Genomic DNA, 20,235 nt, shown 5'->3' on the forward strand with positions numbered 1-20,235 from the left:
CGGAGACACAATGAAAACGCTACTTACTGCCATGGTGGCCAGCGCCACGGTGCTGGCTGCTGCTACCCTTCATGCTGATGAGCGCCTGTTGATCGGCTCTACCTCAAGCTCCTCCAGTCACTACAGCTACTTTGTCGCGGTTAATCAGATTATTAATAACCAAGTCGAAGGAATCAGTTCTTCGGTTGCCGAAACCGGCGCCACGGTGGATAACCTGCGCCGTTTAGGGCGTGATCAAATTGATATGGGGCTGGTTACTACCAATACCGGCTATCACGCCTACGCGGGCGAGGAGGATTTTGAAGGCCGCCCCGTCGATAACCGCCTGCTATGGGTCTACACCGTAGCACCGCAAAATACCGTGATGCGCCAGGATGCTGAAGTGGAAACCTTCGCTGACTTAAACGGTGTTCGCTTCAACCCTGGGATCACGGGGTCAGCTACTGAGAAAACCACCGAAGCGGTAATGCGCACGCTAGGTATTGAGCCTGACTATGTGCGTGGCTCAACGACCGATATGGTCGACGCCATGAAAGATGGCCGGGTGATGGGATCCGTTAAGTCGGGTGTCGGAGAACGCCTGGATGGCTCCTCCATGGATATTGCCACTTTCACACCGATAAGTGTGCTGTCGCTTGATCAAGAGCAGGCCGACACACTGCGCAGCGAAATGCCCGACGTAGCCATTGTCGATGTCCCTGAAGGGGCAGCAGAGGGTATTCCCGCTTACACCACTTGGGCCTTCGGGGTTGCCGTGCACGCCCATCCGGATATGGATGAAGAGACCGCCTATCAAATCGTCAAAGCCGTGATGGAAAACCCGGAGCCTCAGGTTAATGCGTTTGCGGCCATGCAGGATGCGGATATGGCGAAGATGACGTTGGAGGTTGGCACTGTGCCACTTCACGCCGGTGCTGCGCGTTATTTCGAAGAGCAGGGGTACGACATCCCCGATGCCTTGCAGCCTGTTCAGTAAGGCCAATCGGAGAAGATGATCATGCGTGAGATACTCACCAAAGGTTTAGCGCTCCTGCTGGGTGGGCTAATTCTTTATACCTCCGCCACTGGGCCGTTCGAGAGCTTGATTCAGCGGAGTCTCTTTCTCGCGCTGGTCATCCTGCTAGGGCTTGCCGTTTACCCATTAGGGCAAGGCAAGCGCTGGCGACCGCTTGGCATCGCTATTGATATCGCATTGGCGATTGGCGTGGTAGTCGCCTGCAGCTATGTAGCGTTCAATCACGAACAAATTCTGGTTGAGCTTCCTTGGGCAACACCTCGCGATATGCTGCTGACCGGCGTACTCCTAGTGGCCATTCTGGAGCTGTCACGGCGTGCCATCGGCGTGATCTTTCCACTGTTGGTGTTAGTGGGGTTGGCTTATGCGTGGCTGGGGGCGGCAATCCCAGGGCCACTTGGTCACCGGGGCTTCGATCTTTACTACATGACTGAAACCATCTACCTCGGTGACTTAGGCGTTTGGGGCATGCTGGTGGGCGTCGCCGCGACGACCATTGCTGCCTTCGTGCTGTTTGGCTGTTTGCTGCTGCACACGGGGGGCGGCAATACCTTTATGGATCTGGCGCTGCGTATTAGCGGGCGTTCACCGGGCGGTGCCGCCAAAGTGGCCACGGTAGCCTCCGGACTGTTTGGCATGGTGAGCGGTAGTGCGGTGGCCAATGTGGCTACGACGGGCAACTTCACCATTCCGATGATGAAACGCTTGAATTATCCACGCCCATTCGCAGCCGGGGTTGAAGCCGTGGCGTCCACCGGTGGTCAAATCGCACCGCCAATTTTGGGTGCTGCGGCATTTATCATGGCGGAAATCCTCGGTGAAAGTTATCTGCGTATTGCCTTAGCGGCCCTGTTACCAGCGATTCTTTTCTATCTCGGGGTGTTTGTCACTATTCACTTGGTCGCCAAGCGGCGACAACTGCAGGTAGTGCCCGATGATGAGCTGCCAAGCTGGTCTGAAGTGATGCGGCCAGAGCGGATCATTCCCATTCTCGCTGCATTAGGCGGGCTGTTTTACGGCGTGCTTAGCGGCCGTTCGATTCAAATGTCGGCGTTCTACGGCATCTTAATGACCGTACTGACGTTTGTGCCTTTTGCGCTGATTGCCAAGATGCCGCTGCGCGAGGTTGTCGGCAAGTTGGTGGCAGGCTTGGTTGATGCAGGCAAGGGCATGGTGATTATCGGCGTGCTGCTGGCTGGCGCACAGATTTTGGTCGCGATGATCGGTATGACCGGCATCGGTGTGACGCTAGCGAGCTTGATCGTCACGGTAGGCGGCGAATCGCTGTTCCTGGTCGCTTTTATCGTCGGCGGCGTGTGTCTGATTTTGGGCATGGGGATCCCGACCACGGCAGCGTATGTGCTTGTGGGGTCGGTACTGGCGCCCGCGCTCACCACCATCGGTGTGGAGCCACTGATTGCCCACCTGTTTGTTTTTTACTTCGCCACGCTATCGGTGATTACACCACCCGTTTGCATTGCGGTTTTTGTGGCTTCAGGTATTGCCGACACCAACTGGCTGCCTGCGGCGGTTGAATCGGTGCGCTTGGCGGCGGCGATCTACGTGATTCCTTTCTTGCTATTGATCTATCCAGCTTTGGCGGGGTTTGGTACCGCTGTCGATATTGCGTTGGCTAGCTGCCAAGGCGTGGTGTTCGTAATGGCCTTTGCCGCGCTAACGAGTCGCGTAGCGATGACCGGTAAACGCGTCATTGACGTTGTGGCGTTGGTGGTCGTGGTCGCTCTTGCCCTAACGCCTGGTTGGCTCTCCACGCTAGCCGCACTGGCATTAATTATTGGGCTGTTTATTCGTCGTCGTGCGCTGTTGGATGAAGTGCCTCCGTCACTCTCTAGTGATCCCCACACTCTTCAGGCCAAGGAGACACAGCTATGAGCTTTTTATTAGGCAGTGGCGCAGGCTTTTCAGGTGACCGCACCGATGCGGCAGTGGCGGTAGTGGCGGAATTAATCAAGCGTCAGCAGCCCTCTGCCTTAGTGTTTGAAACCCTGGGAGAGCGGACGCTGGCGGCGGCTCATCGGGCCATGCGCGACGACCCCGAAAGTGGGTTCGAGCCACTGCTGGATGAACTGTTGGCGCCAGTGCTTCGGGATTGTCTGGATCACAATATTAAAGTGCTAGGTAACTTTGGCGCGGCCAACCCAACCGGGGCTTGTCAGGTTATCGCCGATCTGGCTAACCAGCTTGGGCGCGGGGATATACGCATTGCACAGGTGCACGGTGATGATATTCGCCAGCAGTTACATAGTTTGGACTTACAGCGCTGGGAGGCTGAGCGGCTGGATATGCCGGTCGATGACGCCCTGATTTCAGCCAATGTCTACCTGGGCGCCAAGGCGCTGGCTGAGGCGTTGGCCATGCAGGCGGATGTGGTGGTCACAGGCCGTGTTGCCGACCCGGCGCTGTTTTTAGCGCCGCTGATGCACCACTTCGATTGGCGTTGGGACGATTGGGATCGCTTGGCTTGCGGCATGATGGCGGGGCATTTAGCAGAGTGTGGCGCCCAGGTAAGCGGAGGCTACTTTGCCGATCCGGGCTTTAAAGACGTGCCTGGGCTCGCCACGGTGGGCTACCCGATTATTGAAGTGGAGCAGGATGGCAGCCTTATTATTACCAAGCCTGCCAATACCGGTGGCTCTGTTACCGAGCAAACGGTGAAAGAACAACTGCTTTACGAAGTGCATGACCCGGCGAATTATCTAACCCCGGATGTCACGGTGGATCTTTCCCACGCCGAGGTGCGTCAGTTGTCACCCAATCGCGTGGCGGTGACGGGAATTCGTGGCAAGCCTGCGCCCGAGAGACTCAAAACCACTGTGTGCTATGAAGGCGGTTGGCAGGGCGAGGCGGAAATCTCCTATGCCGGCCCGAACGCCTTGGCAAGAGCTCAGCTTGCCGCCCAGGTACTGCGTGAACGATTGGTGTTTCGAGCGCCTGCCGAGCTGCGCACTCGCTTGGATATCATTGGCTTGGCCAGCGTATTCGATAGCGATAGCGGTGAGCTGCAGCGCAGCGCTTCAGCCTCCGCCAGCGGCGATTATCGGCTGCGGTTGGCGGCCGAGCACCGCGAGCGGCGCTGGGTAGCCCGTGCCACCCAGGAGCTATTGGCGCTTTACTGCGCTGGGCCAGCAGGTGGCGGCGGCGTGCGGCGTCAATTTCAAAGGCGAGTGTTTACCGCTTCCTATTTGGTAAAGCGTAGCGATATTCATCCCCATGCCAGTCTGTTTGAATCGTCGCCGCTCGGCGAACGCAGGAGTGAACGCTATGCTGCAAACTAAACACACGCAAGCAGCGGTAAGCCTGCCTTCCTCAATCGCTCTTCATCAACTCGCCCATGCCCGTGCTGGTGACAAAGGTGAGCGGCTTAACGTGGCACTGTTTGCCTATGACCCAGACCACTACACCACCCTGTTGGAGCAGGTAACCGAGGAGCGTGTGCTGGCGTTGTTTGCTCACCGCGGTGCCAGCCGGGTGCGGCGCTACCCTTTGCCTAATTTGGCGGGCATGAACTTCGTGATTGATGATGTGCTGGAAGGCGGTGTTAATGGCGCGCTTAATTTGGATGGGCATGGCAAGACGCTGTCGTTTTTGTTGTTAAGCCTTGAAATGAATATTTAGCCAGACCCTCGACTTAGGTGGTTATGACCCGCTGCCAAAGCCACGGTGTACGCTTAGACGCTGGGGCTTAGTGGGCATTGCCTACGAAATCCTCTAGGATAGTCGCCTTTTTCTGACGGGATAAATGGGCCAATGACCTCTTCTAGGCAACCTCGCACCCAATGGCTAGGCCGCTGGGGGTTTATGTTAGCGGCCACCGGCTCCGCGGTGGGACTCGGCAATATTTGGAAATTCCCCTACATGACCGGGGAGTTTGGCGGCGGTGCCTTCGTGCTGGTCTATCTGGCGTGCATCTTTGCCGTGGGCGTGCCAGTGATGATGGTCGAAATTGCCTTTGGTCGGCGCGGGCGCGGTAGCCCGGTGGATGCCATACGGCGTATGGTTAATGAGTCCGGCCGCTCGCCTGCCTGGTCGTTGATTGGCTGGATGGCCATGCTCTGCGGTTTTATGATCCTGTCGTTTTACGTGGTTGTGGCAGGCTGGTCGTTCTCTTATCTATGGAAAATGCTCACCGGCGGTTTGGCGGGCAGCAGCGTCGATGAGATGGCCGCCGTGTTTGGCGCCAACAACGCTGATCCGCTGAACCTCGGCTTCTGGAGCACTCTCGTTACGCTGGCCACTATGCTGATTGTGGGCAAGGGGGTTCAGCAAGGGATTGAGAAGAGCGTCAGTTGGATGATGCCGGGTCTGGTCATTATGCTGGTAGTGCTGATCGGTTTTGGCCTGTTCTCCGGTGGCTTTGGTGCGGCGGTGAGCTTTCTGTTCTCGTTCAAGGCGGGCAGCCTCTCAAGCGAGGGCATGCTGGCAGCGCTTGGCCATGCATTTTTCACCCTCTCGCTGGCCTCCGGTGCGATTCTGACCTACGGCAGCTACCTGCCCAAGAGCGCCTCGATTGGCCGCACCACGGTCAGTGTGGCGGTAGCGGATACCGTTGTTGCCTTGATGGCGGGTCTGGCAATCTTCCCGGTTATTTTTGCCAATGGCATGAACCCCGGTGAAGGCCCTGGGCTGATCTTTATGAGCCTGCCGCTGGCCTTCCAGGCGATGCCGTTGGGCACGCTGTTTGGCATTCTGTTCTTCCTGATGCTCTCTATGGCAGCGCTGACCTCTTCGATCTCAATGGTCGAAGCCACGGTTTCCTGGCTGTGCGACAACAAAGGCATCTCGCGTTCGGCTGCCTCCTGGGGCACCGGTATTGTGCTGTGGCTGATCAGCACGCTGGCGATGCTGTCGTTTAACCTGGGCGAGGATTGGACACTGGCCGATAAGAATGTCTTTGACTGGCTGGATTACCTGACATCGCGCTGGATGATGCCGCTGGGTGGCCTGGGTATGGTGGTACTGGCTGGGTTTGTAATAAAAAATGATGCTTTCCGTCAGGAACTCGGGCTTGCCCCTGTACCTTATGCGCTGTGGCTGTCCATGGTGCGTTACGTTAGTCCGCTCGGCATTGTGGTGATTTTTGTCGACGCGCTGGGCGTTTATCAGGTCTCGTTTGCGGCTCACTGGCCCTGGTTGCTGGGGATTCTGGTTGCCATGGCCGCGCTTGGCGAAACCTTAAGCCCGCGGCTGCTTACTGCGCTTAGGGCTGGTTAACGCCTGCTGCTTTTTCTGCTTCTCTTTCTCTTTCTGCTTTGCCTCGGCGGCGGCGACTGCGCCGGGGTAAGTGCCCACTTTCATCAACTCGTCCCAGCGCGTGGTATAGCGGTCTGAGCGGTGGGCGCAGCGCAGTTGCCAAGCAGCAGGGGCATCCGTCATACCAAAGCTGATAGTGCCTTGCCCCATGCGCTGGTTGATTTGATCAATGGTTGCCATCAGCAACGGGTGGTGATCGCGGGCAGGTTGATGCAGTAACGACATTTGGTACTGTTCGGCATCCACTAAATCCAGCAGCATCACGCCAGCTTTCATGAACTGGTAGCGGGGGCGATGAATCTGCTCAAGGCCTTGGCGTACGGCATCAAGGATCACCCGGGTATCGTCGCTGGGTGAGGGCAGGGCGATCAGCTCCTGCGGGAAATATTGCAACTGATCGCGACGATGACGGTTAGTGTTGAGGAATATCATCACCGCACGGGCTAAACTGCGCTGCTCGCGAAGTTTTTCAGCGCTGCGCTGGGCGTGACGGCGCAGCGCGTTATGCACCTCTGCAAACACACCGGTCGGTTGTCCGAAAGAGCGGGAGGTCATAATGCGCTCTCGGGGTTTATCTAGCGCGTTCATCGTCAAACAGGGTACGCCGCGTAGCTCAAGCGCCGTACGCGCTAGTACCACCGAGAAGTGTTTGCGGAGCTGTTTTTCATTGCTTTCACGCAAGTCCCAGGCGGTGTTAACGCCGCCAATGGCCAAGCGCTCGGCAAGCCTGTGGCCGACGCCCCACACGCTGCCTACCGGTGTACGTTTGAGCAACGCCTCCGTGGTGTGATCCTGCCCATTAAGTAAGCAAACGCCTTGGTAGAGAGGGTCTTTCTTGGCAAAGTGATTGGCCAGTTTGGCAAGCGTATGCGTGGGTGCCAGCCCAATACACACCGGCAAGCCCAAGTGCTGGCGTATTCTCTGGCGCAGGTGTCGCCCCAGCGCTTCACACTCTTTGCTGGTAAAGCCTTCTAAATAGACAAACATCTCATCTATTGAGTAGGGCGCCACCTCCGGGCAGGCATCACGTAGTAGTTGAGTCAGCCGCCTCGACATATCGCCGTAGAGCTCGTAATTGGATGAAAGCAGGTGAATCTCTCCGCGCTGGCGTAGCCTTTCAAGCTTAAAGGCTGGCGTGCCCATGGGAATATCCAGTGCTTTCAACTCCGCTGAACGGGCGATCACGCAGCCGTCGTTGTTTGACATCACCCCCACAGGCCTGCCTTCCAGCGCGGGCTGAAAAACCCGCTCGCAGCTTACGTAGAAGTTGTTGGCATCAATTAGACCGATCATCGCAAGTACTCGTGCACGACGGCGCGCACCACCCCCCATAGCTGGCAGTCGCTGCCTTCAAGTGGCAGTGGCGGATAGTTAGGATGTGTTGAGCACAGGTGTGGCGTTCCCCGATAAAGCGCATAGCGTTTAATTAGCGCCTCGCCCTCTAGCATAGCGACCAGAATATGTCCCAGTTGCGGTTCAATACTGCGATCAACCACCAGCAAATCACCCTCAAAAATTCCCCAACCCTCCATGCTGTCGCCGGTGGCGGTGACATAAAACGTCTCAGTAGGGTTTTTAACCAGCCGTGTATTGAGATCCAGAGTGCATGGCTCGTAATCCTGGGCTGGCGAAGGAAAGCCACTAAAGCCAGCGCGGCCACAAGGCTGCGGCTGAGAGGTTAACGGCAAGGCTGATGTAAAGTAAGCTGACTGGCCCGGCATCGTTGGCATCCTGGTGCTTAGAATATTGTATAAATATACAGTATTTTTCATGGCGAAGAAAAATGCAAATTGACGCCCCCTGAGATCGCTTCATTGCGTTCGCGATGATTCTCCCTCTGTCATTACATGAATCACGCTCATGCAAGACCTGACGAGGATGCGATGAAAGTCGCGTCAGGCTGCGTTATGATAGCGCCCTCGCTTCTTCCATGATGACCCTTTCTCGTTACGAGGTTCCCGCCGATGTTCAGCCGCGATATGACAATTGCCGGATTTGATGATGTGCTGTTTGATGCCATGCAGAAAGAAGTGGAGCGCCAAGAGGCCCACATCGAACTGATCGCTTCCGAAAACTACGCCAGCCCCCGCGTACTCGAAGCTCAGGGCAGCCAGCTGACCAATAAATACGCTGAGGGCTACCCTGGTAAGCGCTACTACGGCGGCTGTGAGTTCGTCGATATCGCTGAAAACCTGGCCATTGATTACGCCAAAGAGCTGTTCGGCGCCACCTACGTGAACGTTCAGCCCCACTCAGGCTCGCAAGCCAACAGCGCGGTGTTCCAAGCGCTGGTTAAGCCAGGCGATACCATTTTAGGTATGAGCCTGGATGCGGGCGGCCACCTGACCCACGGTGCCAAGCCTAATTTTTCCGGTAAACACTACAACGCCATTCAGTACGGTCTGGATGAGCAGGGGTTAATTGATTACGCTCAAGTGGCCCAGCTTGCTCGCGAGCACAAGCCCAAAATGATCATCGCCGGCTTCTCAGCCTATTCACAAATTGTTGATTGGGCCAAGTTCCGTGAAATCGCCGATGAAGTAGGCGCTTACTTACTCGTTGATATGGCCCACGTCTCAGGTCTGGTCGCGGCGGGCGTTTACCCTAGCCCCTTGCCCCATGCCCATGTGGTCACCTCCACCACCCACAAAACCCTACGCGGCCCCCGCAGTGGGGTGATTCTCTCAGCGGAAAACGACGCTGATATCGAGAAGAAGCTGCAGTCAGCGGTTTTCCCCGGCGGCCAGGGTGGTCCCTTGATGCACGTAATCGCCGCCAAAGCGATCTGCTTCAAAGAGGCTATGGAGCCCGAGTTCAAAACCTACCAGCAGCAGGTAGTCAAGAACGCTCAGGCAATGGCCAAGGTGTTTATCGATCGCGGTTACGACATCGTCTCTGGTGGTACCGAAGACCACCTCTTCCTGCTTTCGCTGATTAAGCAGGGCGTAACCGGCAAAGATGCCGATGCTGCTTTGGGTCGTGCTCATATCACCGTGAACAAGAACGCTGTTCCTAACGACCCGCAAAGCCCGTTTGTCACCTCTGGCCTGCGTATTGGCACCCCGGCGGTGACCACGCGCGGTTTCAGTGAACAAGAGTGTAGTTCGTTGGCAGGTTGGATCTGTGACATTCTGGACGTTCTGGCCAAGGGCGAAGACACCAGCGCCATCGAAGCCCAGGTGCTGGATAAAGTGGCCGAGGTATGTGCGCGGCTTCCGGTTTATAAGTAAGCAGCTATAGCCATTCTCCTTGGCTAAGGAAAGCCACAAAAAAACGGGCGGCCCATTAGGGGCACCCGTTTTTTGTTAATGGTTGGGTTCCTGGTTCAGCTTTTCGAGAGCGGCCAAGCTCTGTTTTACCAGTGCCGAAGCGTCTGCTTGCGAAGCAGATTCGCTATAGCAGCGCAGCTCCGGTGCATTGCCAGAGGGGCGAAGGTGCACAATATCGCCATTTTCAAGCGTGGCTCTCAAGCCATCAGTGCTATTGACTGCTGCAATGCCAGCTTGTAACCCTAATGTTTGCTGCATCAGCTCAGGTGAGGTTTGCCATTCGGCCAGTAACGCATGGCTTTTCTCCGTGGCGAAATCCTTGAGTCGGTCGCTTGCCGTATAGCGGGCAGGTAAGTCAGAGATTAGCTGCGAGAGGTTAATCCCTCGTTGGGCGGCCATCACCATCAAAGTAAGGGCGGGGAGCAGCGCATCACGGGTGGGTAGGGCGGCTAATTGACGACCATCGCTCTCCAGTCTGCTTCCCAATAGAAAACCACCGTTGGCTTCAAACCCAGCCACTCGCGTAAACCGCTTACTGAGCTTAGCCATACTGTCCAATACATACGGTGAACCAATGCGCGTGCGCTCAACTAGCTGGAAGGCACCGCAGGCTTCTATCGCTGTATTGCAGCTTACCGGCACAGCCAGCGCTTCGATTCCCAATGCACGGGCGCAGAGTAACCCGACAATATCACCACGCTGCCACGTACCCGTTTCATCTCCAAGCAATGGGCGATCTCCATCGCCATCGGTAGAAAGCAGGGCTTGTAGTTGGTGTTGGTTTGCCCAGGCACGCCCTTGAGCCTGATCCTCGTCGCTAACGGCCTCGGTATCTACAGGCACAAAGGCTTCGCTGCGGCCTAGTACCACTACATCCGCACCTAACTCGCTCAAAATATGCGCATTCAAATCGCGCCCTGCGGCCGAGTGTTGGTACAAGCCTACCCGCCAACCTTTTAATGGCTCACCTGGAAACCATGCAGTGAAGCGCTGGGAGTATGCCTTATTAGCTGCTTCAGAGACCTCGCTGCGCGTCGGCGGAGGTAGTGGAGGCATTGCTGCCTCGGCATTAAGAATGGCGGTTTCATCAGCTTTGGTGATCTCGCCATCGGGGCGATAAAACTTGATGCCGTTCCGGTCAAACGGGATATGGCTGCCAGTGATCATGATGCAGGGTACGTCATCCTCCATTGCCTTTAATGCCAGAGCGGGCGTTGGCAATATACCGTAATCATCCACTTCCACTCCCAGCGTATGGGCCGCACTGGTACAGGCGGCTGCCATCGCCGGGCTGCTGGGGCGGCGATCCATGCCTAGCGCAATACGTTCTACTGGAAAAGAGTCCCGCATGGCGGTAATAAAGGCCACGGTGAAAGCTGCACATACTTCATCGGTAAACTGTTCAACCAGCCCTCGTGCGCCGCTGGTACCAAAAGCAATGCCGCTGTCATGAATAATCGCGGTAGTCGAACGTATTGAACTCAATGTATTTCTCCTGGGAAAGTGCTTGCAGTGAGTTTAACACCCTAGGTGGGAAGCGCTACGGGCGCTTTGATCGCTGAAGCGATCAGGAAAAATGGCTACTAAGACAAAAAATGGCCCCCGCAAGCGGAGGCCATCTCAAACGGTAGTACGTTTAATTAGGCTTCAGCGAGGCCTAAGTTCAGACCTACTAAGATAGGGTCATGGTCTGAACTACGGAACGCGTCGTCGGCGTATAGATTGTCATCCTGACGATCATTAGTGAAGTCGGTGTTGTAGTCCAACGCCGATGCCTCATCCGCATTGATGTGCCAGGTCGTGGTTCCTGTGACTTGGCCTGCCAGAGATTCACTGGCTAACGCATGATCCAAAGAGCCCCAGAAGCCATCAAAGACGTAGCTATAGTCATCGTCAAGCAGATCATAGCCAGCATTCTTCAGTGTCGTGATGGGGTCTTCCATGGCATAAGCATTCAAGTCGCCCAGAATCAGCACGTCGCTGTCATCGCTACCGGTGGGCTTGGTGCCAAGCCATTCGAGCAGCTCCTCTGCGGCCTTAACGCGGGTAGGATTATTATTCGCCTGGCCATCGCCAATGGCATCTTCGCCGTTAACCACACTGCCTTTGGATTTAAAATGGTTTACGACGACAGAGAATTCCTCCCCATTGCCATCCACAAAGGTTTGCATCACCGGTGCACGGTTTGCAGTAGTGAAAGCCCCATCGGTTTTAGTGGCTGCAGCGCCGTTAGGTGTCACCGCCTGGCTGTTGTAGATGACCCCAACCGCAATGGCATCATCACCAGGGCTAGTGGTGTTGCCATCCCCATCTTCAGGGACGGTAAAAGCCCAAGTGACACCCTGAATGTTTTTATCCTGCACATCTGCATTCAGCGCATCAACCAACGTTGCAATGGCGCTATCGTCACCATAGCCGTTGTTCTCGATTTCCATGAGCCCCACCACATCAGCACCGCTGGTATTAATGGCCTCAACGATTTTGGCTTCCTGACGGGCAAACTCTTCAGCATTATTGGCCCCGCGAGGATCATGCAGAGTGCCATTTAAGGTCTCTGTTTTCTTGCCGTTCTCATTCAGCGTAGTGAAGTAGTTCAGAACATTGAACGATGCGGCCGTAATATCGGCGTCACCCAGGGCATCTGTATCAGGTGTTTCCGGGCGCGCTGGGCCGGTAAAGTCCAGACCTTCGACGTTTTGGACTTTCCACTCCTCGAAGTTGTAATCAAGTACCCCTTCGAGTACTTGCAGCTCATCGCCACCACGCAGTGGGTTAGTGGCTGAAAGCTCTTCACCATTGCGCCCATAGATAATCGGGTCGGGGTTTTGTGAGGAGTTCGCGTCATCGATTTTGATGGTACGTGCCTCGGCATCTTCAAGCCAGGCGCTATAAGCTTCTACGTCAGGTGCATTGACTTCCGTGAACTGTTCTAAGCGGCCTCCTGATGAAAGCGTGACTTCGCCATAACGGCCCAGCTCGTAAAGCTCGGTAACGACCAATGGCTCACCCTCCAGCGCTTCTATGGCGACCCGCATACCTTCAAAGGCTTCCAGGCCTTGTTTGTCGGTAAACGGCATGATGATACGCTGGCTTTCGGGCAAGGGCAGGTTGTTGTCCAGAACCTCCAGACTATTGCGTTCGGCGGTTAGCTGGGTCTTCTCGAAATACTCTGAGACCTTACCACTGATGCGAATCTGATCACCGGCAGCGAGCTGATCCAACCACTCACCACTGCCGCTGCCCGCGTAGACGAATATACCTTCTGATGTTTCTGCATTATCGTCGTTATCGCTATCTTCCTCTTGCAGGAAAAAGCCGTCCAAACCAGGGGTTACCATGGTGACGATGGCTTCAAGCGTCACTTCTTCATCTAGCAGAGGGCTGACATCGCCCTCGCCCTGCACCGCAGAGATCAGCGTAATATCGACCTGAGGCTCATTAGCCAGGCCCGGTGACGCGACGGCGGGTACATCGTCATTTTTACCACCCAGGGCATCGGAGCTGACTGCCCCGTTACTCTGAGTGGTCGTAAATGCCTGTAGATCTACATCCCATGAAGCAGCGTCAAATCCATCGGTATCTGGATAAGCTTCCATCGCCACTTGGTTGCCGTCAACACGCGGGTCGCCTTGCCATAGGGTTACGGCATCGCCACCACCACCCAGGCCTGAAGCGTCCTCGGCATAGCCAATTTTTAGACTATCGATATTTGGTAAGTTGCTCCACGCTGCGCGGAACTCTGCGACAGATTCGGCGTTGCCATCCACCATGACAATGGCCGATTCCCCTGGGGCAAGTGATGTTAATCCTTGAATTTCGACGGCATCCACGGGGTCGGCGCTGTCATCGTCGTAATAAAGTGACTGAGCGGAAAAGTCCAACGTTTCGTTAGAGCGGTTGGTAATTTCGAACCAGTCTTCGGTGATGTCGGTTCCACTCTGGCCTGACCATATCTCAGTAATGGCCAAACCAATATCGCGCTCGCCAGGTACATAAATGGCTTCCATCGTGCCTACATGAAAGTCAGTGGTGGCATTGGTAGGCAGCATATCTTGCTCAAAAGACCAATTTGCCGGGTTGCCAATTGCGCTTAATAGCTCATCTGCTGTGCCGAAGCCATCGCCGCTAAAGGCGGCATTGCGGGCACTGCCAACAGCAACCGCTGTTACACCCTCTTCGAGGCCAGGAGGAAGGGCGGAGTTGTTGGAGGAGTCTGCGGTGTCCTGCCACTCATTGCTGTTGGTTTGAGCCGCGTAGATAAACGTTGGGTCGCTAGCCTCACCGACGAAAGCCAGTACTTGGTCACCACTGACCGAAAGGTTGAAGCCGTTATTACCCACTTCGCTGCTGTTAGCAGTGGTGAATTGCGAAGAATCTGCAGTGTAAGTAACAACTGTGCCTGCAGATACGCCGCCTTCAGGCGCTGTCCACTTAACGGCGCCTTCACTGGAACGGAAACCATCGCCTGCCCAACCGGAATCGGTAAAGGTGATTTCCGCGCCTTCGCTGATGCCCTTTAGCGCCACAAACTGGAAGGTTTTTTCGCTACCTCCGACCGAGGTAATCGCAATATCACCGGCCTGTGGTGAGAAGTCAGGTAAGGTAAATTCAATATCAGTGCTGATAAAGCGCTGCTGTTCGGCGGGCAGATCTTTAGACTCTTGGCCGTCCTCTAACCAATCCACCGTACCGCTATCAAACAGAACGCTCGCGGTAGCGCCCGACTCTGTGATGGAAACATCGAAAAGTGATTCCGGCTTCGCTGTTAGTGCGTCCGGTAGGGTATTGAGATCGGGGCCGTCTATTTCACGAACGGCATAGTCGCCATCCCACAGGTAAAGACCAAAACCTACGTCATCATCATCGTTAACCGGGCCTGCCAATATCAGATAACCCTCATCGCCAGCAGGCTCAATAGAGCGCACCGCACGACCATCCAGGTCTAAACGCAGGGGGGCACCAAAAGTTGCTTCGCTAGCCTCACCAGCGACCAGATCAATCGCGTTTTCTACCGGTATTAATTGTGCAAAACCATTATCCAGCGGCGAGCGTAGGCCGAGATAAAGGGAGTCACCGATAAAGGCTGCACCTTCAACATTGATCCCTAACGAGAGGCTCAGCGCATTTTCACCAAGCCCATGGCCATTTTGGGCATCCCAGTCGTTAAGTTGGCTGGCTAAATCGGTAAACCGGCCCGTCACCTCGATGCTCAAACTCTCAGCGCTATCACCGGTCACTTCAGTGGCGAAAATCATCGAACGCTGGCTGCTCTCATGGGAGCCTAACCAGTAGTGGGTACCTTGGTAAGTCGCCACTGCTTCCAAATCCACTTCTTGGGTGTCATTCAAACCCAGGGCATCATTCAGGTTGATTTCCGCTAGAGGAGCGCCGTCACTGTCGCGCTCATAGAGGCGTAGCACTTGGTCTTCATCATCCGCCACCAGCATTAAACCCTCACCTACTGCAATTGCTGCTGAAGCGTCAGAAGTGCCCGTGTGGTAGCGCTCTCCCAGATTGAAGTTTGGGTTGCTTGGCTCTGTTGGCTCTTCAGGCTCTGTTGGTTCTTCAGGTTCTTCAGGTTCTTCAGGTTCTTCAGGTTCTTCAGGTTCACCTGGCTCCTCTAGCTCACTCTCAAGCTGCTCAATATAACGACTCAGTAGCGATTCAACATCATCCACGCTGGAGCCATCGCCGATCAAAGGAGCTAATACACGTGCTGGTTGCTGTTCAATGCTTTCGCTGCCGTTAAAAAATGCTGCGGCAAGTTCCTCACGAGACAGCCCATCTGCCAGCAGCGCTGACCAGTACATTAAGCCTTCTGGGTCAGGCTCACGGTTCAGAGCGCTGTTGTAGAGCTGATTTAGCCAAGTAGTATCGTTTAAGTCGGAAACGATGGTTTCGAACTCATTAGACGCTTGAAAACTATTAGAAATCTCTTCTAAAGCTAAGCCGTTGCGGTACTCATTGACCCAGTACGCGAGGCCTGCAGGGTCTGCCGTACGTAATAGGTGAACACTATAGAGTGTAATAATAGGTTGGATTTGTAGCTGAAATTCATTGCTGGTTACTATTGAGTCAAGAATGGTCGATACATCGGCCGTTCCGTTATCCAGTGCGGCAGTCCAATAATTAGCGCCAGCCTGATCCGGCTCCCGCAACAGAATATCGCGATATAACGTAGCAACAAGCTCAAAATTGGTCATTTAACCAGCCCTCACAGGATCAATAGAAAAGTTGAATGTATTACTAAGTCATAGCAATCAAATGACTTAAATGTTTTATTTTTATGATGCTTGGATGACAAAGAAATTGCTAACAACGTGAAAATGCTTTTTCTTTAAAGCGTCATGTATTTGCAATGGTTGGCTGCGTAATCTCACGTTTGCCTATTTTTTCCACTGATTAAAAAAGGGAATCGCCATGAGTAACTTCCAACTTCAACTCCTACACGCAGCCGATATGGAAGGGGGAGGGGGAGACCTGCTTAATGCACCCAATTTCATCTCTATTGTGGATCACTTAGAAGACCAATACGCCAACTCGCTGTTTGTCAGCTCGGGAGATTTAGTTTTGCCTGGGCCATACTTGAATGCCGCCGCTGATTCAAGTCTGCAAGCGGCTTTCCAAGCAGCGGTTGAAGAGATTTATGGGCTGGAAGCCGGTTCTATGAGCGGTATCACGGCAGCCTCTGGGCGCGTTGAGACTCTATTGATGGATCTGGTAGACGCGGCGGCCGTGACATTGGGCAATCACGAATTTGATTTGGGCACCGGGCTTATCGAAGCAATGATTGCTTCGGTTGTGAACGGTGACTCCGCGGCCGACATTGAATGGTTAGGCTCACAATTCCCTTACCTCTCAGCCAATCTGGATTTCTCCGGCGATGCCGCATTAAGTGAGCTGTCGACTAATGAGTTGTTAAATCAAGATGCTTTTCAAGCCACCTTGGAGGAACTGCTGGCGGGCGCTAACAAACCTAAGCTCGCTCCGGCGGTGATTGCCGAGCGTGGTGGGGAGAAAATCGGCATTATTGGCGTAACTACCCAAATTCTGGAGAGCATCTCTTCACCTGGCGATGTAGACGTGCTGACTGGTGGCAGCAATGACATGCAAGCCCTGGCAGACATTATTCAGCCTGTCATTGATGACCTTGAGGCGCAAGGCATCAATAAAATCATCCTCAGCTCGCACCTTCAGCAAATTCAGTTTGAAGAGGAGTTAGCGACACTGCTGGACGGTGTAGATATTGTGATAGCGGGTGGTTCAAATAGCCTGTTGGCAGATCAAGAAGATCAAGACCGTGGCTTATTTCCGGGGGCCGGCGAGCCCTATGACACTTACCCCATCGTTACCCAGGACGCTTCAGGTAACGATGTAGTCGTCGTTAATACTGATGGGGGCTGGCGCTACGTTGCCGAACTGGTGGTGGAGTTTGACGAACAGGGGCGAATTATTGTCGATTCCATTGACGAGAGCACGTCCGGTGTTTACGCCACTACTGACGAGCAAGTGGAAGCGTTATGGGGTGACTTGGCAAGTGCCTTTGCCGAAGGCACCAAGGGCAATATTGCTAATGATTTAGTCGGCTCAGTGGGTGAATTTGTCGCTGAACAAGATGGTAACATTCTTGGCTTAACCGACGTTTATCTGGTCGGTGAGCGGGAAGCGGTGCGCACCGAAGAAACCAATCTGGGTAATCTGACAGCCGATGCCAACCTCTGGTATGCCAAACAAGTGGACGAAGACGTCGTGGTGTCGTTCAAAAATGGCGGTGGTATCCGTGAACCGATTGGTAATGTCGTAGTAGAAGGGAGCGATAGCGAGCCAAGCTACCAACCACCAGGTGCCAATCCCGCTATCGGCAAGCCAGAAGGGGGCGTATCCCAATTAGATGCAGCCTCTTCGCTGCGTTTCAATAACGATTTGACCATCCTGAGCGTCACGCGCAGCAAACTGCTGGAAATTCTGGAACACGCGGTCGCTGCTTCGGCACCAGGTGTCACCGCAGGTCAGTTCGCCCAGGTGGGGGGTATTCAGTACAGCTATGATGCCAGCCAACCTGCTGGCGAGCGCATTCAAAATGCGGTCATTGTCAACGAAGATGGCAGTGCCAACGATGTACTCGCCGCCAATGGCCGCCTGGTAGGTAGTGCTGAAGAGACTGTCAAAGTCGTTACACTAGGCTTTTTGGCCGACGGCGGCGACGGCTATCCGCTGGGTGAAGACAGCTACCAAGACCGGGTAGATCTTATGAGCGCCTTCGAGAATGACGGCCTGTTTGATTTCGCTGACAAAGGCACTGAGCAGGATGCCTTTGCTGAATACATGGCCAGCATGTTCAGCGAAACACCGTTTAGTGAAGAAGAAACCCCCGTTAGCGAAGACCTGCGAATCCAAAACCTTGGTGAGCGCTCTGACGCTATTTTCGAGGCACCCGTGGGTCCGCTATTGCGCCTTTATGACGCAGCCTTTGACCGCGATGCAGACGGGAAAGGGCTGGGCTACTGGGTGGATGTGAAAGGGGCTACGGGATTAGGTGATATTGCTAATAGCTTTATCGCCTCTGCTGAGTTCAGTGGTCAACACGGGAATCTAGAAGATGAGATCTTTGTTGAACTGATGTATTCGAATGTACTCGAAAGAGAGGCTGATTCAGCAGGGAAAGAGTACTGGCTGAATCAGTTGGATAATGGTGTCGATCGAGGCACCGTAATGGTTGGTTTTACAGAGTCAGATGAGAGCATGATGCTGTTTGGGTAGTGATTTATTTGCAGGACTTAGGTTGATAGATAGATAAACTCGACCCCCGTCAGGCAGTTTTAACTCTCATAACGCCCCTACCCTAGGCAGGGGCGTTTCTGTTATGCTGCCGCGATAATCTTCGTGTGACTTCTTTGATTCAACGGTGACCCCTCCATGGCAAAGCAACAGGAAGCAACGGATCTACAGCGTGCATTAAGCGCCTGTAAGGGTTCGTTTGTATCGGTGGGCTTTTTTAGCATGTTCGTCAATTTGCTCATGCTAGTTCCCCCCATGTACATGCTCCAAGTGTATGACCGCGTGCTTACCACGCAAAGTCTCGATACGCTCATTATGTTGACGCTCGTCGTCGTTTTTCTTTTTATGGTGATGGGGGGGCTTGAGCTAGTTCGGTCAAGAATGTTGGTAAGGATAGGAAACCGATTAGATACCACGATTAATCAGCGCCTCTATGGTGCCATGTTTCGCCGTAGTTTAGTTGCACCAGGGTCTCAAAGCGCTCAGCCGCTAAATGACTTGACCAGCCTGCGACAGTTTCTTACTGGCAATGGCTTGTTTGCCTTTTTTGACGCTCCTTGGGTGCCCATATATCTGGGTATTTTGTTTATTTTTCACCCATGGCTAGGCGTATTTGCCACCTGTGCAGGGATTATTTTGTTCGCGCTTGCCGTTGCCAATGAAAAGTCTACTAAAAACCTGCTTGCTGAAGCCAATAGCGAGCAGATTCAAGCGCAAAATCTAGCTAACTCTAACTTAAGAAACTCCGAAGTATTGCATGCTATGGGTATGCTGCCTGGTATCATGGGGCGCTGGTCGAAACGTCATCACGAATTTTTAGCTAAACAATCGCAAGCCAGTGACCGTGCTGGCGCTTTGACGAATACCTCAAAAGTTATGCGGCTTTTGTTTCAGTCCATGATTCTGGGGTTGGGGGCGTTTTTAGTACTCCAAGGTGAAATGACACCAGGAATGATGATTGCGGGCTCTATCTTAATGGGGCGTGCATTGGCACCGATTGACCAAATGATAGGGGGCTGGAAGGGATTTGTGTCAGCTCGTGGTGCTTACAGCCGGTTAAACGAGTTACTGACACAAATCCCTGATGAGGAGCGCCACATGTCGCTACCTTCACCCCAGGGCGTAGTGGATATTGAGAACGTGGCTGCCGCACCGCCGGGTACCCGCATGGCCACCATCCGCGGGATAAACTTTAGTGTTGCGAAGGGTGAGCACGTTGGGATTATCGGTCCTAGTGCGGCAGGTAAGTCAACGCTTGCCCGCGTTCTGTTGGGTATATGGCCAACACAGGTAGGTGATGTAAGGCTCGATGGCGGGGCAATTAATCAATATAACCGAGACGAGCTAGGCCCCTATATCGGATATTTACCCCAGGATATCGAACTATTCGATGGCACCATCAGCGAGAACATCGCTCGGTTCGGCAATATCGACTCGGAAAAAGTCGTTTCAGCGGCTAAAAAAGCGGGTGTTCATGAAATGGTGCTAGAGCTTTCTAATGGTTATGACACCATTATTGGTTCTAACAGTGGCGCCCTCTCTGGTGGTCAGCGTCAACGCTTAGGCCTGGCTCGTGCCTTATACGGCAACCCTGTTTTGGTCGTTTTAGACGAACCTAATGCCAACCTGGATGATGCTGGAGAGCGAGCACTGAGCCAAGCCATCGCTCAGCTAAAAGCTGAAGGCACAACGCTATTTGTGATAAGCCACCGAACTAGTGTGTTGAAAAACATGGATAAGCTACTGGTGATGAAAGAAGGCCAAGTAAGCATGTTTGGGCCCCGCGACCAAGTGCTTGCTCAGTTTGCTAAAAAATCGCGCCCCCAGGTGAACCAGCAAAGCGCTGCTCGTCTCTCTGCCATAGCAGGTGGGCGTGGTACCGGTGGCAGCGAGGAGTCGTAA

General features: G+C 54.1%; 12 protein-coding genes. 8 read left to right on the forward strand and 4 right to left on the reverse strand.

Annotated elements, in window-relative coordinates:
* Nucleotides 1–10: 10 nt before the first annotated feature.
* The 5 genes from OM794_RS06525 to OM794_RS06545 all read left to right on the forward strand — a co-directional run bounded on the left by OM794_RS06525 (nt 11) and on the right by OM794_RS06545 (nt 6,247).
* Nucleotides 11–976 carry a TAXI family TRAP transporter solute-binding subunit gene (locus OM794_RS06525; protein ID WP_226251159.1) on the forward strand — a complete coding sequence of 322 codons (966 nt, stop codon included), beginning with the start codon at nt 11–13 and terminating at the stop codon, nt 974–976.
* A 21-nt stretch (nt 977–997) separates the two neighbouring features.
* Nucleotides 998–2,908, forward strand: coding sequence for a TRAP transporter permease (locus tag OM794_RS06530; protein WP_226251160.1), 1,911 nt, complete (start codon nt 998–1,000; stop codon nt 2,906–2,908).
* Nucleotides 2,905–4,311: an acyclic terpene utilization AtuA family protein gene (locus OM794_RS06535; RefSeq protein WP_226251161.1), complete on the forward strand. Its 1,407-nt coding sequence runs from the start codon at nt 2,905–2,907 to the stop codon at nt 4,309–4,311. The genes OM794_RS06530 and OM794_RS06535 overlap by 4 nt, the downstream gene beginning before the upstream one ends.
* Nucleotides 4,298–4,651, forward strand: a complete 354-nt coding sequence (locus tag OM794_RS06540) for a hypothetical protein (protein WP_226251162.1) — start codon at nt 4,298–4,300, stop codon at nt 4,649–4,651. The genes OM794_RS06535 and OM794_RS06540 overlap by 14 nt, the downstream gene beginning before the upstream one ends.
* 132 nt (nt 4,652–4,783) lie before the next feature.
* Nucleotides 4,784–6,247, forward strand: coding sequence for a sodium-dependent transporter (locus OM794_RS06545; protein ID WP_226251163.1), 1,464 nt, complete (start codon nt 4,784–4,786; stop codon nt 6,245–6,247).
* Here OM794_RS06545 and OM794_RS06550 read toward each other — a convergent pair.
* Together OM794_RS06550 and OM794_RS06555 are read right to left on the reverse strand one after the other, a co-directional pair.
* Nucleotides 6,209–7,579, reverse strand: coding sequence for a Y-family DNA polymerase (locus tag OM794_RS06550; protein WP_226251164.1), 1,371 nt, complete (start codon nt 7,577–7,579; stop codon nt 6,209–6,211). The genes OM794_RS06545 and OM794_RS06550 overlap by 39 nt on opposite strands.
* On the reverse strand, nt 7,576–8,007 hold the full coding sequence (locus OM794_RS06555) for a LexA family protein (RefSeq protein WP_226251165.1): 432 nt from the start codon (nt 8,005–8,007) through the stop codon (nt 7,576–7,578). The genes OM794_RS06550 and OM794_RS06555 overlap by 4 nt, the downstream gene beginning before the upstream one ends.
* A gap of 243 nt (nt 8,008–8,250) precedes the next feature.
* On the opposite strand from OM794_RS06555, the gene glyA reads away from it, so the two are divergent.
* On the forward strand, nt 8,251–9,516 hold the full coding sequence (gene glyA / locus OM794_RS06560) for a serine hydroxymethyltransferase (protein ID WP_226251166.1): 1,266 nt from the start codon (nt 8,251–8,253) through the stop codon (nt 9,514–9,516).
* A 75-nt stretch (nt 9,517–9,591) separates the two neighbouring features.
* On the opposite strand, the gene OM794_RS06565 is transcribed toward glyA, so the two are convergent.
* Both OM794_RS06565 and OM794_RS06570 read right to left on the reverse strand, forming a co-directional pair.
* Nucleotides 9,592–11,040 carry a phosphomannomutase gene (locus tag OM794_RS06565; protein ID WP_226251167.1) on the reverse strand — a complete coding sequence of 483 codons (1,449 nt, stop codon included), beginning with the start codon at nt 11,038–11,040 and terminating at the stop codon, nt 9,592–9,594.
* 155 nt (nt 11,041–11,195) lie between these two features.
* Nucleotides 11,196–15,758: an ExeM/NucH family extracellular endonuclease gene (locus OM794_RS06570; RefSeq protein WP_226251168.1), complete on the reverse strand. Its 4,563-nt coding sequence runs from the start codon at nt 15,756–15,758 to the stop codon at nt 11,196–11,198.
* A 217-nt stretch (nt 15,759–15,975) separates the two neighbouring features.
* On the opposite strand from OM794_RS06570, the gene OM794_RS06575 reads away from it, so the two are divergent.
* Both OM794_RS06575 and OM794_RS06580 read left to right on the forward strand, forming a co-directional pair.
* Nucleotides 15,976–18,315 (forward strand): DUF4214 domain-containing protein, encoded by a 2,340-nt coding sequence (locus OM794_RS06575; protein ID WP_226251169.1) that lies wholly within the window; start codon nt 15,976–15,978, stop codon nt 18,313–18,315.
* A 156-nt stretch (nt 18,316–18,471) separates the two neighbouring features.
* Nucleotides 18,472–20,235 (forward strand): type I secretion system permease/ATPase, encoded by a 1,764-nt coding sequence (locus OM794_RS06580; protein ID WP_226251170.1) that lies wholly within the window; start codon nt 18,472–18,474, stop codon nt 20,233–20,235.

The organism is Halomonas sp. BDJS001 (genome assembly GCF_026104355.1).
Taxonomy (GTDB): Bacteria; Pseudomonadota; Gammaproteobacteria; order Pseudomonadales; family Halomonadaceae; genus Vreelandella.